General features: G+C 74.3%; 18 protein-coding genes. 10 read left to right on the top strand and 8 right to left on the bottom strand.

Going from position 1 to position 19,767, the window contains the following annotated elements:
* The first annotated feature begins 1 nt into the window (after position 1).
* Positions 2 to 154 (top strand): hypothetical protein, encoded by a 153-nt coding sequence (locus ACZ6CZ_RS02685; protein WP_469013707.1) that lies wholly within the window; start codon positions 2 to 4, stop codon positions 152 to 154.
* Between the two features lie 124 nt (positions 155 to 278).
* Here the strand turns inward: ACZ6CZ_RS02685 and ACZ6CZ_RS02680 are convergent, their stop codons facing one another.
* Positions 279 to 1,136 (bottom strand): MaoC/PaaZ C-terminal domain-containing protein, encoded by an 858-nt coding sequence (locus ACZ6CZ_RS02680; RefSeq protein WP_469013705.1) that lies wholly within the window; start codon positions 1,134 to 1,136, stop codon positions 279 to 281.
* A 229-nt stretch (positions 1,137 to 1,365) separates the two neighbouring features.
* Between ACZ6CZ_RS02680 and ACZ6CZ_RS02675 the strand changes: the two genes are divergently transcribed.
* The gene (locus ACZ6CZ_RS02675; protein ID WP_469013704.1) at positions 1,366 to 2,610 is read left to right on the top strand and encodes a sensor histidine kinase; all 1,245 of its coding nucleotides are present in this window, start codon (positions 1,366 to 1,368) and stop codon (positions 2,608 to 2,610) included.
* Here ACZ6CZ_RS02675 and ACZ6CZ_RS02670 read toward each other — a convergent pair.
* On the bottom strand, positions 2,588 to 4,159 hold the full coding sequence (locus ACZ6CZ_RS02670; protein ID WP_469013701.1) for an alpha-L-arabinofuranosidase B: 1,572 nt from the start codon (positions 4,157 to 4,159) through the stop codon (positions 2,588 to 2,590). The two genes, ACZ6CZ_RS02675 and ACZ6CZ_RS02670, sit on opposite strands and share 23 nt — an antisense overlap.
* 230 nt (positions 4,160 to 4,389) lie before the next feature.
* Here ACZ6CZ_RS02670 and ACZ6CZ_RS02665 point away from each other — a divergent pair, with 230 nt between their 5' ends.
* Positions 4,390 to 5,034, top strand: coding sequence for a response regulator (locus ACZ6CZ_RS02665; RefSeq protein WP_469013698.1), 645 nt, complete (start codon positions 4,390 to 4,392; stop codon positions 5,032 to 5,034).
* 176 nt (positions 5,035 to 5,210) lie between these two features.
* On the opposite strand, the gene ACZ6CZ_RS02660 is transcribed toward ACZ6CZ_RS02665, so the two are convergent.
* Positions 5,211 to 6,704 carry an MFS transporter gene (locus ACZ6CZ_RS02660; protein WP_469013696.1) on the bottom strand — a complete coding sequence of 498 codons (1,494 nt, stop codon included), beginning with the start codon at positions 6,702 to 6,704 and terminating at the stop codon, positions 5,211 to 5,213.
* Between the two features lie 191 nt (positions 6,705 to 6,895).
* Between ACZ6CZ_RS02660 and ACZ6CZ_RS02655 the strand changes: the two genes are divergently transcribed.
* Together ACZ6CZ_RS02655 and ACZ6CZ_RS02650 are read left to right on the top strand one after the other, a co-directional pair.
* Entirely contained in the window at positions 6,896 to 8,638 is a 1,743-nt protein-coding gene (locus ACZ6CZ_RS02655) for an MFS transporter (RefSeq protein ID WP_469013694.1), read from the top strand.
* A gap of 120 nt (positions 8,639 to 8,758) precedes the next feature.
* Positions 8,759 to 9,412, top strand: coding sequence for a class I SAM-dependent methyltransferase (locus ACZ6CZ_RS02650; protein ID WP_469013693.1), 654 nt, complete (start codon positions 8,759 to 8,761; stop codon positions 9,410 to 9,412).
* Here ACZ6CZ_RS02650 and ACZ6CZ_RS02645 read toward each other — a convergent pair.
* Positions 9,351 to 10,871 (bottom strand): MFS transporter, encoded by a 1,521-nt coding sequence (locus ACZ6CZ_RS02645; RefSeq protein WP_469013690.1) that lies wholly within the window; start codon positions 10,869 to 10,871, stop codon positions 9,351 to 9,353. The two genes, ACZ6CZ_RS02650 and ACZ6CZ_RS02645, sit on opposite strands and share 62 nt — an antisense overlap.
* Positions 10,872 to 11,069: 198 nt before the next feature.
* Between ACZ6CZ_RS02645 and ACZ6CZ_RS02640 the strand changes: the two genes are divergently transcribed.
* The 3 genes from ACZ6CZ_RS02640 to ACZ6CZ_RS02630 all read left to right on the top strand — a co-directional run bounded on the left by ACZ6CZ_RS02640 (position 11,070) and on the right by ACZ6CZ_RS02630 (position 13,489).
* Entirely contained in the window at positions 11,070 to 12,068 is a 999-nt protein-coding gene (locus ACZ6CZ_RS02640) for an N-acetylmuramoyl-L-alanine amidase (RefSeq protein ID WP_469013688.1), read from the top strand.
* Positions 12,069 to 12,227: 159 nt separating this feature from the next.
* Positions 12,228 to 13,067: a hypothetical protein gene (locus ACZ6CZ_RS02635; protein ID WP_469013686.1), complete on the top strand. Its 840-nt coding sequence runs from the start codon at positions 12,228 to 12,230 to the stop codon at positions 13,065 to 13,067.
* Between the two features lie 131 nt (positions 13,068 to 13,198).
* Positions 13,199 to 13,489 (top strand): hypothetical protein, encoded by a 291-nt coding sequence (locus tag ACZ6CZ_RS02630; RefSeq protein ID WP_469013682.1) that lies wholly within the window; start codon positions 13,199 to 13,201, stop codon positions 13,487 to 13,489.
* Between the two features lie 45 nt (positions 13,490 to 13,534).
* Here ACZ6CZ_RS02630 and ACZ6CZ_RS02625 read toward each other — a convergent pair whose 3' ends face one another.
* The 3 genes from ACZ6CZ_RS02625 to ACZ6CZ_RS02615 are packed head-to-tail and all read right to left on the bottom strand — an operon-like array spanning position 13,535 to position 16,817.
* On the bottom strand, positions 13,535 to 14,605 hold the full coding sequence (locus ACZ6CZ_RS02625) for a prenyltransferase/squalene oxidase repeat-containing protein (protein ID WP_469013680.1): 1,071 nt from the start codon (positions 14,603 to 14,605) through the stop codon (positions 13,535 to 13,537).
* Positions 14,602 to 15,375 (bottom strand): class I SAM-dependent methyltransferase, encoded by a 774-nt coding sequence (locus ACZ6CZ_RS02620; protein ID WP_469013678.1) that lies wholly within the window; start codon positions 15,373 to 15,375, stop codon positions 14,602 to 14,604. Before ACZ6CZ_RS02620 ends, ACZ6CZ_RS02625 begins: the two co-directional genes overlap by 4 nt.
* Entirely contained in the window at positions 15,369 to 16,817 is a 1,449-nt protein-coding gene (locus ACZ6CZ_RS02615) for a glycosyltransferase family 4 protein (RefSeq protein ID WP_469013675.1), read from the bottom strand. Before ACZ6CZ_RS02615 ends, ACZ6CZ_RS02620 begins: the two co-directional genes overlap by 7 nt.
* A 230-nt stretch (positions 16,818 to 17,047) precedes the next feature.
* Between ACZ6CZ_RS02615 and ACZ6CZ_RS02610 the strand changes: the two genes are divergently transcribed.
* Positions 17,048 to 17,674: a TetR family transcriptional regulator gene (locus ACZ6CZ_RS02610; RefSeq protein ID WP_469013672.1), complete on the top strand. Its 627-nt coding sequence runs from the start codon at positions 17,048 to 17,050 to the stop codon at positions 17,672 to 17,674.
* Between the two features lie 47 nt (positions 17,675 to 17,721).
* On the opposite strand, the gene ACZ6CZ_RS02605 is transcribed toward ACZ6CZ_RS02610, so the two are convergent.
* Positions 17,722 to 18,315 carry an XRE family transcriptional regulator gene (locus tag ACZ6CZ_RS02605; protein ID WP_469013670.1) on the bottom strand — a complete coding sequence of 198 codons (594 nt, stop codon included), beginning with the start codon at positions 18,313 to 18,315 and terminating at the stop codon, positions 17,722 to 17,724.
* A 250-nt stretch (positions 18,316 to 18,565) separates the two neighbouring features.
* Between ACZ6CZ_RS02605 and ACZ6CZ_RS02600 the strand changes: the two genes are divergently transcribed.
* Positions 18,566 to 19,612, top strand: a complete 1,047-nt coding sequence (locus ACZ6CZ_RS02600; protein WP_469013669.1) for a hypothetical protein — start codon at positions 18,566 to 18,568, stop codon at positions 19,610 to 19,612.
* Positions 19,613 to 19,767: the final 155 nt, after the last annotated feature.

Here is a 19,767-nt window from a genome sequence, read left to right as displayed (position 1 = left end):
GATGAGTGACACCATCACCAGGCAGCCGCTGACTGCCGATTCTCAGGAGGTCGCCGGTCACGGCCGGCACCGGGGGCCGGTCGCGGCCCAGGACAGCGAGACGGCCCCGCGCGGGCGTCACCGCAAGCAGGCCGAGGAGTCCGAGGCGGCCTGACAGCAGGTGCGCACGGCCTGACGGCAGTGCGCGCGAGGGGGTGGTCCGTCGGCCGACGGACCACCCCCTTTCCCTTTGTCCCCACGGTCGCCCCCTGCCCGGGCGGAGTCGACGGCGGGCGGGGTCAGCGGTGGCCGACGACCGTGTCGCCGAGCACCGGCGCGTCGTCCCGCTCGACGGCGCTCACGGCGACCCGCACGCCGCCCTCCTGCCGCCACATCCGGATGCGCAGCGTCTCCCCGGGATACACGACCCCCGTGAACCGCGCCGCGTACGACCGCACCCGGCTCACGTCGCCGTCGAGGAGGGTGTCGACGACCGCCTTCAGCGTCATGCCGTAGGTGCACAGGCCGTGCAGGACGGGGCGGTCGAACCCGGCGCGGCGGGCGAAGACGGGGTCGGCGTGCAGCGGGTTGTCGTCGCCGGTCAGGCGGTAGAGCAGCGCCTGGTCCTCGCGGACGGGCCGCTCCACCGTGCGCAGGGGTCGGCCGGAGGGCGGTTCCAGGCGGGTCGCCGGTCCGCGCTCGCCGCCCCAGCCTCCCGCGCCGCGTACGTGGGTCCGGGCCTCCTCGGTCCACAGCGGGCCCCCGGCGTCGCGGGCCTCGGTGCGCAGGACGAGGACGGCGGCCCGGCCCGTGTCGTGCACGGCGGTGATCCGGTCGGTGAGGGTGGCGGTGCCCGTGACCGGGAGGGGGCGGTGGACGCGCAGCGACTGGCCGGCGTGCAGGACGCGGGCCAGGTCGACGTCGACGCCGGGCATGGACAGGGCCCGGATCACCCCCGGCTGCCCGGAGCCCGCGACGGTGGCGAAGCCGGGCAGGACGTGCAGGCGGTCCTCCAGGGTGTAGCGCAGTTCGGCGGGGTCGGTCGCCGGGATGCCGGCGCCGATGCCGAGGTGGTAGAGCCGCACGTCCTTGGCGGTCCAGGAGACCGAGCGGGAAGGGGGGCGGGCGGCGAGGGCCTTCGCCGCGTCGACGGGCATGGGCGGTCCTCCTCGTTCCTCGGGTGCGGTGACGTCGGCGGCGTGCCGTGGGTGCGGTGACATATGTACTGCCCGGCCGCGTACAACCGCATCTGCCGGGCGGGGCCCCCGGACTCCTACCGTCGTGACGACAGGCATGGCGCGGCGCCGCGAGGTCTGCGGTCCGTACGCTGTGCCGCCCGTCCGCGCCGCCGGGTGCGGGGGAACCGACCGATCGGGGGACCTGGAGATGCAGTGGTGCCGTGTGCGGACGCGCCGGAGAGTACGCGGAGCCGAGGCCGACCCGGTCAGCGGCCGTCCGGGGCCGCCGGCCACCGGCTTCACGCTGCTGCCCTGGCTGCTGATGGGGCTGGGGTCCTTCTCCAATCTCCTCCACGGCGAGACGCCGAACCCGTGGATCGGCGGCCTGGGCCTGTTCACCTTCAACTCGCTGTACATCTACGTCACCTTCCGCTCCTTCGACCGGGACAAGCGCACGGCGCCGTCCACCCGGATCGCGCTGCTGGTGATGGGAGTGATGACCACGGGTCTCGCCCTCGCCTACGGCGGCAGCTGGCTGCTGTTCTTCCCGCTGCTCGGCCTGGCCACGGGCGCCACCCTGCGCGGGCAGCGGCTGGGCCCGACCTCGCTGGCACTGACCGCGCTGGCCGCTGGGGTCGCCGCCCTCCACGAGGGCTGGGAGGCGGTGAACATCGCCTACGGCACCTTCCTGTCCAGCATGGTGACGGCCGCGATCCTCAGCCTGTCGGAGGCGGTGCGGGAGCTGCGGGCGGCCCGTGAGGAACTGGCCCGCCGGGCGGTGGAGGAGGAGCGGCTGCGGTTCTCCCGGGACCTGCACGACCTGCTCGGCCACACCCTGTCGGTGATCGTGGTGAAGTCGGAGGCGGCCCGGCGCCTGGCCCCGCGCGACATGGACGCGGCGCTGACGCAGATCGGTGACATCGAGTCGGTCGGCCGGCAGGCGCTGACCGAGATCCGGGAGGCGGTGACCGGCTACCGCGACGGCAGCCTGGCCACCGAGCTGTCCCGGGCCTGCTCGGCGCTGTCCGCGGCGGGCGTGGAGCCGGTGGTCGGACGGTCCGGCGCACCGCTCACCCCGCAGACCGAGGCACTGCTGGGCTGGGTGGTCCGCGAGGCGGTCACCAACGTCGTCCGGCACAGCGGCGCGAGCCGCTGCGAGATCACCGTGGACAGCGGCCCCGAGCGGGTGCGGCTGACGGTCGGTGACGACGGGACGGGCGCGGCCGGTGACGACGGGAGGGGCGCGGCCGGCGCCCGGCCCCGGCAGGCCGGTGGCATCGGGGGCACCGGCCTGACGGGGCTGACCGAGCGGCTCGCGGCGGCGGGCGGCAGTCTGCGGGCCGGCCCGTCGCCGCGCGGCGGTTTCACGGTGACCGCCGAACTCCCCGCGGAGGGCGGGCCCGCCGTGCGGGAGCCGGAGCCGTCGCCGGTTACGGCGCCCAGGGGGAGGTGACCGCCCAGCTGACGTCGTCGGCCCAGGAGGTGCTGCTGTCCCAGGCGTTGGAGCCGCCGTTGCTCGCTATGTACAGGGCGTGGTTGTAGTGGCGCAGATAACGGGTCGGGTAGTTGTACGACGCGAACGAGGTGCCCGTGCCGCTCTTGCCGGTCTGCGGGCAGAAGGTGGCGTCGGCCCGGAACTGGGCGGTGCCGACCATCGGTTGGCGGTAGAGCCGGTAGTTGGAGTGGCGCAGGAAGTCGCCCGGGTAGTTGCGCGACTCGAAGGAGACGCAGGAGGCCGACGCCAGGCCCCGGCGGACGATCCAGGTGGCGTCGCCCTTGTCCAGGGCCGGACTGCCCGACGTCACGGGGGAGGTGACGGCCGCGTCGTTCTGGTGGCGGACGTACTCGGTGGTGCAGCAGGCGGTGGTGGCGCGCAGCGATATCTCGGAGGCGGCGCCCAGCGTGCCGGCGCTGCCGGTCGCGCCGCCGTAGCCGGCAGAGACGATGTTGGACTGCACGGCGTCGTCGGCGGCGTCGGTCGGGATGCCGGAGGTCATGACGCCCTCGAAGAAGGACCCGATGGAGCCGTTGCTGTTGTCGCCGCCGGTACCCAGGACGATCGCGCCCTCCTGGTGCATGGGTGAGTAGCCGCTCCTGGTGGGTTCACCACCGGAGTAGGTGGTGGTCAGCCCGCCGGACTGGGCGCTGCCGTATTTCAGCGCGAAATGGTTCTGGCCGTTGTTCTTCAGCAGCGCGGTGACGAACGGCATCGCGCCGGTGCCGGTGTTGGCGGTGTTCCTGCTGTACCCGGCGTCCGACTGGAACAGCCCGTTCTCCAGGTCGGCCTGTACCCAGGGCCCCTGTCCGTAGCAGGGGGCGAACCAGCACTCGGTGCCGAAGTTGATGGCGTCCATGTGGCCGTTGCCGGTGTCGAGGTTGTTGGTCTCGGCGTTGCCGTAGTCGAAACAGCAGGCGCCGTTGACATGGGTGCCGGAGGTCACCATGTACATCCCCTCGGCCTGGCCGTTGACGGCGACGCCCGAGGTGGTGTTGTCGCGGTAGCCCATGCCGGCCGAGATCTCCAGGCCGTAGACCTGGTGGCCGCCGACGGTCACCGGCAGGGCGTCGGCCGGCGCGCCGACGTCGGCCGCGCCGGCGCCGCCCGCGCCCTCGATGGTGAGGTCGTTGTGGCGCGCCGACTGGTCGTAGATCTCGGTGATGAGACAGGTCGTGCCGGCGCAGAAGGAGTCCTGCGCGGCCGCGTTGGCGTAGCCGCCGGCCGTCAGCAGGCCGATGGTGGCGGTGGCCCGGTCGGAGGCTCGCTGCACCTGGTAGAGCGGGCCGTTGTACGACGAGTACAGCGCCCGGACCAGGCTGTGGGCGGCGACGCAGGGGGTGCCCGCGGTGGCGTAGACGTCGCAGGGCAGCGTGCCCGCCGCGGCGGCCTGCGGGGCGCCGGAGCCGAGCAGCAGGGCGGCGGCGGTGGCGAGCGCCGCGAGCACGGACAGGACGGTGCTTCGCAGCCGCCGGGGGCGGGAGCGCGGGGGCGGTGTCGGGTACACGGTGCACCTCTTCGGTTCGTCGTAGGCCTGTGCGGGGGGCGGTCGTGACGGTCGGTCGAAATACCGGACGCCGTTCGGACGGCATACCGGACACCATCCGGTCGAAATACCGGACAGTGTTCGGTCGAAATACCGAACCTATTCAGCGCCGTAATGCCGAGCAATTACCGGAAATGCAGAGGCGATTGTTTTCCGGTCCCCGTAGGGCGTCAACCCCGTGGACGAAAAGAATGACGAGAGCTCTGGTTGGCTACCCTGGGCCCGTGCGGAACATCAGGGTGCTGCTCGCCGAGGACCAGGGCATGATGCGCGGGGCCCTGGCCCTGCTGCTGGGCATGGAGCGGGACATCGAGGTGGTGGCCCAGTGCGGCCGGGGCGACGAGATCGTGGACGCCGTGCTGACCCACTGTCCCGATGTGGCCCTGCTGGACATCGAGCTGCCCGGGATCAGCGGCCTGGACGCGGCGGCCCAGCTGCGCGAACAGGCGCCCGGCTGCCGGGTGCTGATCCTGACCACCTTCGGCCGTCCCGGATATCTGCGCCGGGCCATGGAGGCGGGAGCGGCCGGGTTCCTGGTCAAGGACGGCCCCGTGGAGGAGCTGGCGGGGGCGGTGCGGCGGGTGCTCACCGGGGAGACGGTGGTCGATCCGGCGCTGGCCGCGGCCGCGCTCAGCGCCGGTCCCAGTCCGCTGACGACCCGGGAGTGCGATGTGCTGAAGGCGTCGGCGGACGGGGCGACGGTCGCCGACATCGCCGGCCGGCTCCATCTGTCGGAGTCCACCGTGCGCAACTACCTGTCGGCGGCGATCGGCAAGACGGGCACGCGCAACCGGGCGGAGGCGGTGCGGGAGGCCCGGCAGCGCGGGTGGCTGTGACCTCCCGTCACCCCTCAGCCCCCTTTCGTCACCTTCGCGAGAGATGCCGTACGCATCAGCCGCGGCCGGCGGCCGACGACGAAACGCTGGAACTCCTCGTCCGGAGCCCTCCTCCGATCCCCCATGGGCACCTCCGAGATGCCAGAAGGAGTCCGTGAGGGCCCCGGACCGTCACCTCATCCCGCCGACGGCTTTCCCGCCTCTCCCGCGACGGCCTGTCCGGCGACGGCCGGCCCCCCGGCGGCCGGGGGCGTCCGCCGGGGCAGCCACAGCAGCATCAGCGCCGCCCCGCCCAGCAGCAGCACGGCACTGGTGCGGAAGGCGAGCGCGTAGCCCTCGGTCAGCGCCCCGGTCCCGGAGCCGTCGTCCGTGCGCGCCGCGGCGACGGTCGACATGACCGCCAGACCCAGCGAACCGCCCATCGTGCGCGAGGTGTTGACCAGGCCGGACACCAGACCGGCCTCGCCGGGGGCCGCCCCGGACGTGGCCAGCGCCGCCAGCGGGGTCGCCGCGAGGCCGGCTCCGAGCATCATCAGGATGCCGGGGACCATGATCGCCGTGACGTAGGCCTCGTGCGCGCTCATCGTCGACTGCCAGCCGAAGCCGGCGGCCGCGACCAGCGTGCCCAGCACCGCCACCGCGCGCGACCCGGCCGTCCCCATCAGGCGCGGCGCCACCTTGGAGCCGACGACGACCGCGAGCGAGCTGGGCACCAGCGCGAACCCGGCCTCCAGCGGCGAGTAGCCGAGCACGTTCTGGGCATACAGGGTCATGAAGAACCACATGCAGAACATCGCCGAACCGCTGACGAACATCGCCGCGTTCGCCGAGGCCACCGCCCGCCGCCGCAGCAGTCCGAGCGGCATCAGCGGCGCCGTCGTGCGCGCCTCGACCAGCAGGAACAGGGCGAGCAGCGCGAGTCCGGCCGCCAGCGGCAGCAGCGTGGCCGGGGCCGTCCAGCCCCGCGCCTCGGTCTGCACGATGCCGTAGGCCAGCGTCGCGAGTCCCGCCGTCACCAGCAGCGCCCCGGGCAGGTCCAGGCGCCGCCGGTCCCCGGCCCGGCTCTCCGCGAGCCATCTGACGGACCCGGCGAGCACCACCGCGCCGACCGGCACGTTGATCAGCAGCACCCAGCGCCAGGACAGCGCGTCCACCAGCACCCCGCCGACCAGCCCGCCCGCGGCCCCGCCCCCGGCGCCCACCGCGGTCCAGGTCGCTATCGCCCGCGCCCGCGCGGCGCCCTCGGGGACGGCGGCGGTCAGCAGGGTCAGCGTGGAGGGGGCCAGGACGGCCGCGCCCAGGCCCTGCACGGCCCGGGCGAGCAGCAGCTGCCAGCCGTCCTGGGCCAGCCCGCCGCCCAGCGAGGCCAGCGTGAACAGGGCGAGCCCGGTGAGGAACATCCGCTTGCGGCCGTAGAGGTCGCCGGCCCGGCCGCCGAGCAGCATGAACCCGGCGAAGGCGATGGCGTAGGCGTTCACCACCCATTGCAGGCCGGGCGCGCTCAGCCCGAGGTCGGTGCGCATCGAGGGCAGTGCCACGTTGACGACGGACACGTCCAGCACGACGAGGAACTGGCCGGCGCAGGCCAGCGCCACCACCAGCCAGGTGGGCGGCGCGGCGCGGCGGACGGCGGGGGGCGAGGTGTCGGCGGCTTCCAGCATGGGCGTCATGCTCTCAACCCGCTGACGGTCCTTGCACCGGCATTTCGCCCCGTTCCCGGCCGCGGCGGTCACAGGCAGCGCTGACGGTCACTCAGAAACCCATGGAAAGGTCAAGATTTCATTAGAGGCCCGAAGCAACGGAATAGTTGCCCGTGCATACGAGGTTTACCCAGCACTTATCTCACGGGAGGCCTCACGCAATGACGGACACGACGACCGACCAGCCCTCCCGCGGGGCGAGCGGGGCCGTGGTCCCGGTGCTCGCCTTCGCGGGCATCGTGGTGGCGGTGATGCAGACGCTGCTCGTTCCGGTGATCAAGGATCTGCCGCAGCTGCTGGACACCGCGCCGAGCAACGCCACCTGGGTCCTGACCTCGACGCTGCTGTCGGGTGCCGTCGCCACTCCGATCATGGGCCGCCTGGGCGACCTGTACGGCAAGCGCCGCATGCTCATCCTCAGCCTCGCCGTGATGGTGGTCGGCGCCCTGGTCAGCGCGCTCACCAGCCAGCTGCTGCTGATGATCGCCGGCCGCACGCTCCAGGGCTTCGCGATGGGCGCGATACCCCTCGGCATCGGCCTGATGCGCGACATGCTGCCGCGCGAGAAGCTCGGCTCGGCGATGGCCCTGATGAGTTCCTCGATCGGCGTCGGCGGCGGCCTCGCGCTGCCGGCCGCGGCCCTGGTCGCCCAGCACGCCGACTGGCACGCCCTGTTCTACGGCGCGGCCGGCCTCGGTGTGCTCGCCATCGTGCTGACCCTCCTGGTCGTCCCCGAGTCGCCGATGCGCGCCAAGGGCTCCTTCGACGGGCTCGGCGCGGCCGGGCTGTCGGTGGGTCTGGTGCTCCTCCTGCTGCCCGTCACCAAGGGCAGCGACTGGGGCTGGACCTCCGGCACCACCCTCGGCCTGTTCGCCGCGTCGGCGGTCGTCCTGCTGCTGTGGGGCGTGCTGGAGTTGCGCGTGGCGGCCCCGCTGGTCGACCTGCGCACCACCGCCCGCCGCGAGGTGCTGCTCACCAACCTCGCCTCGATCATGGTCGGCGTCAGCTTCTACGTCGTCTCGCTCGTCCTGCCCCAGCTGCTCCAGCTGCCCGCCGCCACCGGCTACGGCCTCGGCCAGTCCATGGTCGTCGCGGGCCTGTGCGTGGCCCCGCTGGGCCTGACGATGATGTTCACCGCCCCGCTCTACGCCCGGCTGTCCGCCCGCTACGGCCCGAAGACCACCCTGATCCTCGGCATGCTGATCATCGCGATCGGCTACGGCGGCGGCCTCGGCCTGATGGACGCGGCCTGGCAGACGATCCTCACCTCGGTGATCCTCGGCGCGGGCATCGGCCTGGCCTACTCCTCCCTGCCCGCGCTGATCGTCGGCGCGGTCCCGGCCTCCGAGACCGGCGCGGCCAACGGCCTGAACACCCTGATGCGGTCGATCGGCACGTCCGTCTCCAGTGCCGTCATCGGCATGGTGCTGGCGAACACGGCGAACGACGTGGGCGGCGTGGCGGTCCCGACCATGCACGGCTTCCGCGTCTCCTTCCTGATCGCCACCGCCGCGGTCGCCGTCGGCCTGGTGCTGGCGGTGTTCCTGCCGAAGCCGGTCCGCCCGGCCGCGCACGCCCAGCTGCGGGCGAGCAGCGAGGAGGACGCCGGCCTGGAGCGCGCCGAGGAGGCGCTGCGCGGCTTCCGCGGCCGGGTGCTGGACGCCGGCGGCGCCCCCGTCGCCCGGGCCAAGGTGACGCTGATCGACCGCCGGGGCCGCCAGGCGGGCGCCACCCTGTCCGCGGCGGACGGCAGTTACGCGCTCACCGTGCCCGCCCAGGGCCCGTACGTCCTCGCCGCCCGGGCCGCCGGTCACGGTCCGCTCGCCTCGTCGGCGACCCACGCCGGGGACGAGCGCGCGGTCGAGCTGGACCTGTCGCTGCCCGGGGAGACGGTCAGCGCCTGAGCCGCCCGGGCCCGCGGGCCCGGACCTGAGAGAGGCGTCACCCGCACCCCCTGTCGCCGCGGCGGCGGGGGGTGCGACAGCATGGGCGGCCGAGACAGCCGTACGACCGAGAGGACCCGCATGCCCGCGGCACCCAAGCCCGAGATCCTGGCCGCGTTCGAGGCGGCGAAGGGGTTCATGCCCGTGGACGAGGGGCTGGCGCTGTACGCGGCCGCCGTGGACGCGGCCGGACGGCTGGGGCTGCCGCTGCTGGAGGTCGGCACGTACTGCGGCCGCTCGACGATCCTGCTCGCGGACGCGGCCCGGCAGGCCGGGGTGACCGCGCTGACCGTCGACCACCACCGGGGCAGCGAGGAGCAGCAGCCGGGCTGGGAGTACCACGACCCGGAGACGGTCGACCCGCACCTCGGCCTGATGGACACGCTGCCCACGTTCCGCCGGACCCTGCACGCGGCGGGCCTGGAGGAGCACGTGGTGGCGCTGGTCGGCCGCTCCCCGCAGGTGGCCGCCGTCTGGAACGCGCCGCTGGCCCTCGTCTTCGTCGACGGCGGCCACACCGACGAGCACGCCGGCGCCGACTACGAGGGCTGGGCGCCGCGGGTGGCGCGGGGCGGTCTGCTGGTCATCCACGACGTCTTCCCCGACCCCGTGGACGAGTTCACCGGTCAGGCCCCGTACCGGGTGTATCTGCGCGCCCTGGCGTCCGGGGCGTTCACCGAGGTGTCGGCGCACGGGTCGCTGCGGGTGCTGCGGCGGACCGGGCCCGGTATCTGAGCAGCGGGCGCGTGTCCCGGCCGGCCGACCGGGCCACCAGGAGCAGGAGGGCGCCGCACGCGGCCACCGCGTACCAGCCGGGGCGGGAGGCGTGCGCGAGGTCCGCCGGGGCGGTGTCCGCGACCAGGCCGCCGGCGAGGGCGACGCCGAGCGCGGCGCCGAGCTGGCGGGCGGTGGAGGTGATCGCCCCGGCCAGGCCGGCCCGGGCGGACGGGAGCCCGCTCACCGCGGTGTTGGTGAGGGGCGCGTTGGCGAAGCCGAAGCCGGCGCCGACGAGCGCGTAGGCCAGCAGCAGCGTCAGCGGGCTCGTGCGGGTGTCGAGGCGGACCAGGCACAGTCCGCCCGCCGCGAGGAGGGCACCGGCCAGGACGAGCGGCGTACGCGGTCCCGTCCGGCCGGTCAGGCGCCCGGACAGCGGTGCGCAGACGGTGGCCCCGGCGGCCATGGGCAGGGTGGCCAGCCCCGCCGACAGCGCCGACCAGCCCCGGGTGTGCTGGAGGTAGAGGCTGTTGAGCAGCAGGGTCACGTTCAGGGCGACGAAGACGGCCACGGCGCCCAGCACCGCGCCGCTGAACGACGGGCGCCGGAAGAGGCCCAGGTCCATCAGCGGCTCCCGGGAACGGGCCGGGGACGCCGCCCGGGTCTCGGCCCGTACGAACGCCGCCGCCGACAGCGCGGTCAGCGCACAGCCGCCGAGCGCGGCGGGCGAGGTCCAGCCGGTGCGCGGGGCTTCGATGAGGACCGCGACGAACGCGGCGACCGTCACCGCCAGCAGCGCCTGCCCCGGCAGGTCGAGCCGCCGGGGCCGGGCGGCCCGGGACTCCGGGACGAACAGCGCGCTGAGCACGAGCGCGGCCACGACGACCGGCGCGTTGATCCAGAACAGCGACCGCCAGCCGAACGCCGCCACGAGCGCGCCGCCGGTGACGGGTCCGGCGGCCATGCTGAGGCCGAAGACCGAGGCCCACACGCCGATCGCCCGGGCCCGCTCCTTCGGGTCGGGCATCATGTTCACCACGATCGCGAGCGCCACCGGGCTGAGCATCGAGGCGCCGGCGCCCTGGAGGGCGCGGGCGGCGACCAGCGCGCCGGCCGAGGGGGCGAGGGCGCACGCCAGCGAGGCGGCGCCGAAGACGGCCAGGCCCAGACGGAACACCCGGCGGCGGCCGAAGCGGTCCGCCAGCGCGCCCGAGGTGATGAGCAGGCCGGCCAGGACGAGGGTGTAGGCGTCCACGGTCCACTCCAGACCGCGGGTGCCGATGTCCAGGCCGCGTCCGATCGCGGGCAGGCCCACGTTGACGACAGTGGTGTCCAGCCCCACCAGGAACATGCTCAGGCAGCAGACGGCCAGCACCGTCCAGCGCCGCCGCGCGCTCGGCCCCGGCGGCCCGGCGGCCGGGGACGTGGAGGGGGAGGGCCCGGGGGGTACGGGCGGCACGGGGTCGGTCGGCGCGGTCATGGGCCGCCTCTCGGGTTCGGGGCGCCCGGGAAGGCGCCGGTGCCGCCATGCTCCGGCCGGGCACCGCCCGGCACCCAGCGGTTTTGCCGGTACGGCAAACGCCTGGCCGTTTTGGCAAGCCGGGCGGGCGCGGGCCCGCGGTGCGGCTCCTGACGGGCGCCCCGCGGGCGGTGGGCGGCAGGCCGTAGGGTGGCAGACGTGTCGTACGTTGGACCGGACTTCGAGCCCCCGCAGCCCCGCCGTTCCCGTCGCGTCCCGCTGACCGTGGCGCTCGCCGCCCTGGTGCCCGGTGCGTTGCTGGGGTGGCTGGTGTACGACAGCGTCGGCCACGCGGGCGGTGCGGATCCCGCGGGCTCGTCCTCGGCCGCGCCCGCGCCGACGGCCTCGGCGTCCGCGCCGGCATCGGGGTCGCCGTCCACGCCGGCCGGCCGGTCCGCGCGGCCGGCCTCCCCCGGCGGCTCCCGCTCCCCCGACGACGGCAAGCGGCCCGGCACCGGCGCCACGCCTCCCGGCGCCTCCGGGCCCCTCACGGGCAAGGTGGTCGTCATCGACCCGGGCCACAACCCCGGCAACGTCCGGCACACCGCCGAGATCGCCCGCTCCGTGGACATCGGCACCAACCGCAAGGAGTGCGACACCACCGGCACGTCGACCAACGCCGGTTACGCGGAGGCCGCGTTCACCGAGGACGTCTCCCGCCGGCTGCGCACGCTGCTGCAACGGCAGGGCGCCACCGTGCGGTTGACCCACGAGGGCGGCGATCCCGCGTGGGGGCCGTGCGTGGACCAGCGGGCCCGGATCGGCAACACCGCCCGGGCCGACGCGGCCGTCTCCATCCACGCCGACGGCTCGGCGCCCGGCAACCGGGGCTTCCACGTGATCCTGCCGGGGTCCGTGCACGCCGGGGGCGCCGACACCCGGCTCATCGTCGCCCCGTCCCGCGCCCTGGGCGAGCGCATCGCGGGCAACTTCGTGCGGGCCACGGGCAGCGCGCCCGCCAACTACCTCGGCGGCGGTACCGGTCTCGTCACGCGCACCGATCTCGGCGGTCTCAATCTGTCAACGGTTCCCAAGGTGTTCATCGAGTGCGGCAACATGCGCGATAGCAAGGACGCGGCACTGCTGACCAGCGGGGCCTGGCGGCAGAAGGCGGCGGAAGGGATCTCTGAGGGAATCGTGAGTTTCCTGCGCGGGTAGCGATCGGCGCTCCGATCCCGGCGGACACCTCGATCGCACGGACGATAGTGTCGTCCCTGCGATCAGGGGCCACCCCCCGCGCTTCACACCGGGGCCGGACGGCGACATGGTGACAGCGACGCCTCTGCCGACGACGAGACGACCTACGAAGGACCTGAAGTGAATATCCGCTCGCTCACTAGAGGCGACGGCGTGGTGATCGGAGCAGCGGTGTTGCTGTTCATCGCGTCGTTCCTCGACAACTACGACTACGACGATCTGCCCGACAGCGTCGACCTCCCGAACCTCTGGGAGAGCGGACCGGTCCTGCTCAGCGTCGTCCTGGCGGGACTCATCGGCGCCGCGCTGGTCGTCGTCTCCCGCGGCCTGCCGCGGCCGGTCAAGGTCGCCGGGCTCGAACTGGGCCCGTTCGGTGTGGCGTTCGCCCTGTTCGCCGCGTGGAGCGCGCTCGGCAACGTGATCGACCCGGTCGGCGGCCTGAACAACATCGGCAGCGGTTCCGACTCGCAGGCGCCCAGCGCCGGCACGGGTCTGATCCTCGCCCTGGTCGCCACCCTGGTCATGGCCGCCGCCGCCATCGCCACCCCGCTGGTGCCGGCCCTCCAGGCCGCTCTCGTCCCGGCCCCCAAGCCGGCCGCGCCGCAGCCCTACGGCGCCCAGCCGCCCGGTGGTTACGGCTACCCGGGCGCCCCGCAGCAGCCCTACGGCGGCCAGCCGCAGCCGGGCCAGCCCGGCCAGCCGGGCCAGCCGTTCGGGCAGCCGCAGCCGCAGGGCGCCCCGGCCGCGCAGCCGGCGGGCGCGGAGTTCTCGCCGTTCTGGTTCGCCGTGCCGGTGGCGCGGCCGCTGTTCGCCGAGGACGGCTCGCCGTCCCCGATCGCCGAACTGGCGCCGGGTACCTGGTACCTGGCCGTCGAGCAGCGCGGCGCGAACCTGATCGCCCAGACCCAGGACGGCCGTCGCGGCGTGCTCCAGGACACCTCCGGAATCCAGCGCGGTTGAGGCCGCCGGACCGTACGGCGAACGGCCCCCGCCCACCCGGGCGGGGGCCGTCGTCATGCCGCCGCGGGCGTGGGTTTCGCCGTGGGTTTCGCCGTGGGTTTCGCCGCGGGGGAAGCGGCAATCCGCAGGGCATGTCTCGCTATCGCAGTAGTGCGAATCAGGCCGGTACGGTCATAGCGGTCGTCGCCGACGTCTTGGCCTTCATCCTCGGCCTGTGGATCCTGATGTACCTGTTGGACGCGAACCGGGGCAACAGCCTGGTGCAGTTCGTCCATGACGCCGCCGCCTGGCTGGCCGGCTGGTCCCACGACCTCTTCACGTTCGACGAGGCCTGGGCCCGGGTGGTCGCCGGATACGGCCTCGCCGCCGTGGTCTACCTCTTCGTGGGCCACGCCATCGCCAACCGGATGCACCGGCACTGACCCACCGCCGGTGGACCCGGCCCCCGGAGCCTGCCGCGGACGCCCCTATCCGCAGCAGTCGGGGTCGAGTCCGGACGGCAGGCGCTCTCCCGAGAACACCGCGCAGGTGGCGTCGTGGCCGCCCAGCGCGGCGACCGCGAGGAGGAGGGAACCTGCCGTCCAGGTGGTGAGTTCGCGGGGCCAGACGGCTCGGTCGTCGAAGACGTAACCCGTCCAGTACAGGCCGCTGTCCGCGTCCCGCAGGTGCTGCACGGCCTGGAGGATCTCCAGGGCCCGGTCGGACTCGCCCACCGCCCACAGGGCCAGGGCCAGTTCGCAGGACTCGCCGCCGGTCACCCACGGGTTCGGCACCACGCAGCGCACGCCGAGGCCGGGGACGACGAAACGGTCCCAGCCGTCCTCGATGCGGGACTTGGCCTCGGCACCGGTGAGGGCGCCGCCGAGGACGGGGTAGTACCAGTCCATCGAGTAGCGGTCCTTGTCGAGGAACCGCTCCGGGTGCCGGCGGATCGCGTGGCGCAGCGCCCCTGCCGCCAGCTCCCAGTCGGGCTGCGGTTCCTCGCGCTGCTCGGCGATGGCCAGGGCGCAGCGCAGGGCGTGGTGGACGGAGGAGCTGCCGGTGAGCAGGGCGTCGGTGGCCGGGGTGCCGTCGTCGTCGCGCCGCCAGCCGATCTGGCCACCGCTCTGCTGGAGTTCGAGCACCCAGTCGACCGCGGCGCGCACGGACGGCCACATGCGGTCCAGGAACGTGTCGTCGCCGGTGGAGAGGTAGTGGTGCCAGACGCCGACGGCTATGTAGGCGACGAAGTTGGACTCGCGGCCGCGGTCGGTGACGTCGTCGTGGGCGCCGTCCGCGTAGGCCGCGTACCAGGAGCCGTCCGGGTTCTGGTGCCGGGCCAGCCAGATGTAGGCCCGTTCGGCCGCCTCGTGCTCGCCCGCCGCGTCCAGCGCCATCGCGGCCTCGGTGTGGTCCCACGGGTCGAGGTGGTGTCCCCGGAACCACGGGATGGCGCCGTCCTCCCGCTGCTCGGCGAGGATGCCGCGGACGGTCGCGGCGGCCTCTGCGGCGGTGAGGACCCCGGGCAGGACGAGGTGTTCTGTCCGGGGAGTGGTCACCGGGTGGCCGCCTCGGCGGAGCCGGCGGCACCGGAGGCGGGCGCGTCGACCGAGGGCAGGTGGGGCTTGGTCGCGTAGGCCACGAAGCTCTTGCCGATCAGCGGGTTCAGCGCCTGCTCGGCGACCCGGGTGGCCAGCGGTTTCTTCATGATGTCCCAGACCAGCAGCTTGTGGTACGCCCGCACGGGCAGCGCCTTGTCGTTGTCGACGCCGAACGCGCACTTCAGCCACCAGTACGGGGAGTGCAGGCCGTGGGCGTGGTGCGTGCCGTAGGGGCGCAGGCCCGCCTCGCGCATCTTCGCCAGCAGCTCGTCCGCCTTGTAGATGCGGATGTGGCCGCCCTCGACCTCGTGGTAGGCGTCGGAGAGCGCCCAGCAGACCTTCTCGGGGCCGTAGCGGGGCACGGTGACGGCGATGCGGCCGCCGGGGCGCAGCACGCGGACCATCTCGGCGAGGACGCCCTTGTCGTCCGGGATGTGCTCCATGACCTCGGAGATGATGACGACGTCGAAGGACTCGTCGGGGAAGGGCAGCGCGAGGGCGTCGCCCTCCATGGCGGTGGCGGTGGCTCCGGCCGGGGCCTCGCCGGCCTCCTTCATCGCCGCGAACCACTTGGCGACCTCGCGGATCTCCTCCGCGTTCTGGTCGAGGGCCACGACCTGGGCGCCGCGCCGGTAGCACTCGAAGGCGTGCCGGCCCGCTCCGCAGCCGAGGTCCAGGACACGGTCGCCCGGGGCGAGCGGGAACCGGGAGAAGTCGACGGTCAGCACGTGGCCCTGCTTTCGCGGTCGGATACGAGTGTGGTGTCGGCTGCGGGCGCGGTCACCGCCGCGGGCGCGGGACGCGCCGGGGTGACCTGCGCGCCGCCGGAGCGGGCGATGGCCTCGCGGTAGCGGGCGACGGTGCCCTCGGCGGCCCGGGCCCAGGTGAAGTGGCGCAGCACCCGCTCGCGTCCGGCGCGGCCGAGCCGGGCGCGCAGCCCGGGGTCGCCCAGCAGCCGGGTGAGGGCGGCGGCCAGCGCGCCGGGGTCGCCGGGCGGCACGGCCAGGCAGGTCTCCCCGTCGCGGCCGGCGACCTCGGGGATGGCGCCGCCGGTGGTGGCGACCAGCGGGGTGCCGGTGGCCATGGCCTCGGCGGCGGGCAGCGAGAAGCCCTCGTACAGGGACGGCACGCAGGCGACCTCGGCGGAGCGGACCAGGTCGACCAGTTCGGGGTCGGAGATGCCCTTGACGAACTCCACGCACCCTTCGAGGCCGTACCGCTCGATCGCCTGGGCGACCGGGCCCTCCTGGGGGCGCTTGCCGACGACGACGAGGTGGGCGGCGGGGTGTTCGGTGCGGACCTTGGCGAGCGCCTCGACGAGGAAGACCAGGCCCTTGAGCGGCACGTCGGCGCTGGAGGTGGTGACGATCCGTCCCGGCACCACGGGCACGGCGGGATTCGGCGCGAAGAGGTCGGTGTCGGCGCCGATGTGGACCACGTGGACCCGGTCGTCGCGGACGCCGAGGTGGTCGGCGATCTCCTGCCGCGAGGTGCCGGAGACGGTGAGGATCTCGGGCAGCCGGCGGGCGACGCGCTTCTGCATGCGGGTGAAGGCGTACCAGCGGCGCACGGACAGGCGGCGGCGCCGGCTCCCGGCGGCGTCCAGCTCCAGCTGCCGGTCGACGGTGATGGGGTGGTGGATGGTGGTCACCAGGGGCGCGCCGACGTCGCCCAGCAGCCCGTAGCCCAGGGTCTGGTTGTCGTGCACGACGTCGAACTCGCCGCGCCGGGCCCGCAGGTGGCGGCGGGCCCGCAGGGAGAAGGTCAGCGGTTCGGGGAAGCCGCCGGTCCACATCGTGGCGACCTCGAGGGCGTCGATCCAGTCGCGGTACTCGCCCCGCCTGGGGGTGCGGAAGGGGTCGGGCTGGCGGTAGAGGTCGAGGCTGGGCAGCTCGGTGAGGCTCAGCCGGTGGCCGTACTCCGCGTCGTCGTCGAGGACCGGGTAGGGCTGGGAGCCGATGACCTCGACGCGGTGGCCGAGGCGGGCCAGTTCGCGGGAGAGGTGGCGGACGTAGACGCCCTGGCCGCCGCAGAACGGGTTCCCCTTGTAGGTGAGCAGCGCGATGCTGAGCGGCCCCTCCGCCCCGCTGCCCGACCCGCCCGGGCGGGAGGGGCCGTCCGCGGCGCCGGGACCCTGTGGGGACCCCGCCTCCCTGGCCTCAGCGGTCACTCCGGGCCCCCTTCTGCCTGCACTGTCCCGCGAGACTACGCCGGGACGCTAATCTAGAACAAGTTTCAGACTTGATCGTTCAAGAGCCTCTGAATCTACCGGCAGGTAGGAGCGCTGGGAGCGGTGGAGCAGGTGATTCACGCCACGGCTCGCGCCGGGACACCGGCCCTGCCATGCTGTGTGATCACTCGCCCTCACCGACTGTGACGACTGTCAGGGAACGGGGTTCGATGCCCGCGCACGCCCAGGGGGACGCCGGCTCCCGGCCGGCCCCGCCGCTGACCGAGCGGCAGGAGGCCCGCCGCCGCCGCATCCTGCGGGCGAGCGCGCGGCTGGCGGGCCGGGGCGGCTACGACGCGGTGCAGATGCGGGAGGTCGCCGAGTCCTCGCAGGTCGCGCTGGGCACGCTGTACCGGTACTTCCCGTCGAAGGTGCATCTGCTGGTCGCCACGATGCAGGACCAGCTGGAGCACCTGCACGGCCGGCTGCGCAGGCGGCCACCGGCGGGCGGGACGGCGGCCGAGCGGGTCGCCGCGACGCTGCTGCGGGCCTTCGACGCCCTCCAGCGCGAGCCGCGGCTCGCCGAGGCCATGGTCCGCGCCCTGACCTTCGCCGACCGCAGCGTCTCCCCCGAGGTCGACCGGGTCTCCCGGCTCACCACGGCGATCATCCTGGACGCGACGGGCCTGACCGACCCCACCCCGGCGCAGCTCTCGGCGGTCCGGGTCATCGAGCACACCTGGTACTCGGCCCTGATCGCCTGGCTCTCGGGCCGCGCCTCCATCGACCAGGTGCGGGCGGACATAGAGACGGCCTGCCGCCTGATCGACCTGCCGGCCCCGCCCCCCGCCTCCTGACGCGGCCGCGCGCCGCACCCGACGCAGGCGGATCGCCCTCTGGCCGCCTAACCGCCGCGGACGCGTTCGGCGTTCTCCGAGGTGATGATCATCTCCGCCAGGTCGGCGAGGGTGGCGAGCTGGCGGGGGTTCATCTGCGGGGCGCGGGCGGCCAGCCGGACGAGTCCGCTCTCGCGCAGCCGCAGCAGCGGGTCGGACTCCGCCTCCAGGGACTTCAGCACCGGCTGGAGCGCCTCGTACAGCGCCTCCGGTTCGTCGGCGGTAAAGAAGCCGGCGGGCAGGCCGAAGAAACGGCGCAGCCGGTCGGCGTGCTCCAGGCTCGGCATACCGCTCTTGCGCCACTCGCTCAGCCACTGCCTGCTGGTGCCGGCGATCCGCGCCAGCTCGTCCAGGGCGTAGCGCTTGCCGTCGGGGCGGCGGCGGGTCTCGCGGATGAAGTCCAGCCGCTGCCGGACCCGTTCGGCCAGTCCGGTCTCGGGTGCGGCGCCGCCCGCGAGCAGGTCGGCGACGACGCCGACGGGGATGCCGGTGCGGTACGACAGGCCGGTCACGTCCAGGACCTCCGACAGCCGGCCCGGCCGCCCGGTCAGTTCCCCCAGACGCTCCAGCAGGCCGGTCAGCGGGGCGTAGGCGTCACTCACCGAGGTCCCCCCTGGGCGCGGTCGTCCGATCCGTGGCTGAGCTGACGCGAGGCTACCCAATCGCCGCTCCGGCGACCAGAGATGACAACGAGGACTGCTGAAAGATGCAGGAATCGTTGACAGTTGACGGCCGTTCAGGCGAGGATCGCAGCGTACGGCCATGATCAGACCCGCCCCGGGTGCTGCCTATGGGGGAGCAGCATCCGGGGTGTCCCTCTGCCGGCCACCTCCCCAGGAAGGTGAGGCGACGATGCCGCAGCCGGTGCTCCTGCTCGGTGCCGGCCGCCATGCCGCGTACAGCGAGTTCTCGCTCGCGAGGATCGCGGCGGCGTGTCCGGTGGTGCTGGTCGACGCCGACCCGCCCGGCTGGGCGCGGCCCTTCCTGGCCGGCCATGTCGCCGCCGACCCCGGCCGGGGCGCGGCCGCCGCCACCGCGGTGGCGCGGTACGCGGCGCGGCACGAAGTCCGCGGTGTGCTGACCTACGAGCGCGAGCACGTGGCGGCCGCCGCTGGGATCGCCGGGCAGTTGGGGCTGCCCGGCCTTCCGCCGCAGGCCGCGGCCTGCGGCGATCCGGTCGCGCTGCGGTCCCTGCTGGCCCGGCACGGCGTGCCGCTGTACGACTCCTCGCTGGACGGCCCGCAGGTCTTCGCCGAGACGGTGGTCATCGACGGCGAGGTCCGCATCGCCGCGATCACCCGTACGACGCTGGGCCCGCCGCCCGCCCGCCGGGTGCTGCGGCACACCGTGCACGCCCACGACGGCCTGCTGCACAACCGGTTCCTGCGGCAGACCGTGGAGCGCACGGCCGAGGCCTTCGGCGTGAGCCGGGGCGTGCTGCACATCGGGATGCGGCTGACCGACCGCGGCCCGCGGGTCACCGACGCGGTCCCGCACCTGCCCGGCGGGCTGATCCCGCTGCTGGTCAAGCGGGCCACCGGGGTGGACCTGCCGCAGGCGGCCGCCGCGCTGGCCACCGGCCGCGTCCCGGACGTCTCCCCCACCCGGCAGCTCGCCGCCGGCATCCAGTTCGCCTACCCGGCCACCACCGGCCTGCTGACCCACCTCGGCCTCGACCCGGCCGCCGCGCACGTCCCCGGCGCCGACCGGATGCTGCTCACCCACCACCCGGGCCGGTACGTCACCGCGGCCGCCCACGCCGGTGTCAGCGACCGCCTCGCCCACTGGGTGGCGCTCGGCGAGGACACGGCCGGGTGCGAGCACGCCCTGCGCCGGATGTCCCGCCATCTGAGCGCCGCGGTGACCCCGGCCCCGGAGGCGGGCTCGGCGGCGGCCTGAGGGCCTCCCGCCCGGCCCGGCCCGGCCGCCCGCACAGCCGCCTCTCAGGAGCGGCGGGGGGTGCCGGTAAGGTGGCGGCGCTGTCATCACACCCGTACGGGGGGAAGCCGGTGCGATTCCGGCGCTGACCCGCAACCGTGAGCCGCCTGCCGGCG

Source organism: Streptomyces sp. NPDC041135 (assembly GCF_055592085.1).
Note: the sequence above shows the minus strand (reverse complement) of the source record. Positions and strands in the feature narration are given on the sequence as shown.

Coding starts and splice junctions, on each gene's coding strand:
- ACZ6CZ_RS02685 (WP_469013707.1), top strand. CDS start 2: ATGAGTGACACCATCACCAGGCAGCCGCTGACTGCCGATTCTCAGGAG.
- ACZ6CZ_RS02680 (WP_469013705.1), bottom strand. CDS start 1,136: ATGCCCGTCGACGCGGCGAAGGCCCTCGCCGCCCGCCCCCCTTCCCGC.
- ACZ6CZ_RS02675 (WP_469013704.1), top strand. CDS start 1,366: ATGCAGTGGTGCCGTGTGCGGACGCGCCGGAGAGTACGCGGAGCCGAG.
- ACZ6CZ_RS02665 (WP_469013698.1), top strand. CDS start 4,390: ATGACGAGAGCTCTGGTTGGCTACCCTGGGCCCGTGCGGAACATCAGG.
- ACZ6CZ_RS02660 (WP_469013696.1), bottom strand. CDS start 6,704: ATGACGCCCATGCTGGAAGCCGCCGACACCTCGCCCCCCGCCGTCCGC.
- ACZ6CZ_RS02655 (WP_469013694.1), top strand. CDS start 6,896: ATGACGGACACGACGACCGACCAGCCCTCCCGCGGGGCGAGCGGGGCC.
- ACZ6CZ_RS02650 (WP_469013693.1), top strand. CDS start 8,759: ATGCCCGCGGCACCCAAGCCCGAGATCCTGGCCGCGTTCGAGGCGGCG.
- ACZ6CZ_RS02645 (WP_469013690.1), bottom strand. CDS start 10,871: ATGACCGCGCCGACCGACCCCGTGCCGCCCGTACCCCCCGGGCCCTCC.
- ACZ6CZ_RS02630 (WP_469013682.1), top strand. CDS start 13,199: ATGTCTCGCTATCGCAGTAGTGCGAATCAGGCCGGTACGGTCATAGCG.
- ACZ6CZ_RS02610 (WP_469013672.1), top strand. CDS start 17,048: ATGCCCGCGCACGCCCAGGGGGACGCCGGCTCCCGGCCGGCCCCGCCG.
- ACZ6CZ_RS02600 (WP_469013669.1), top strand. CDS start 18,566: ATGCCGCAGCCGGTGCTCCTGCTCGGTGCCGGCCGCCATGCCGCGTAC.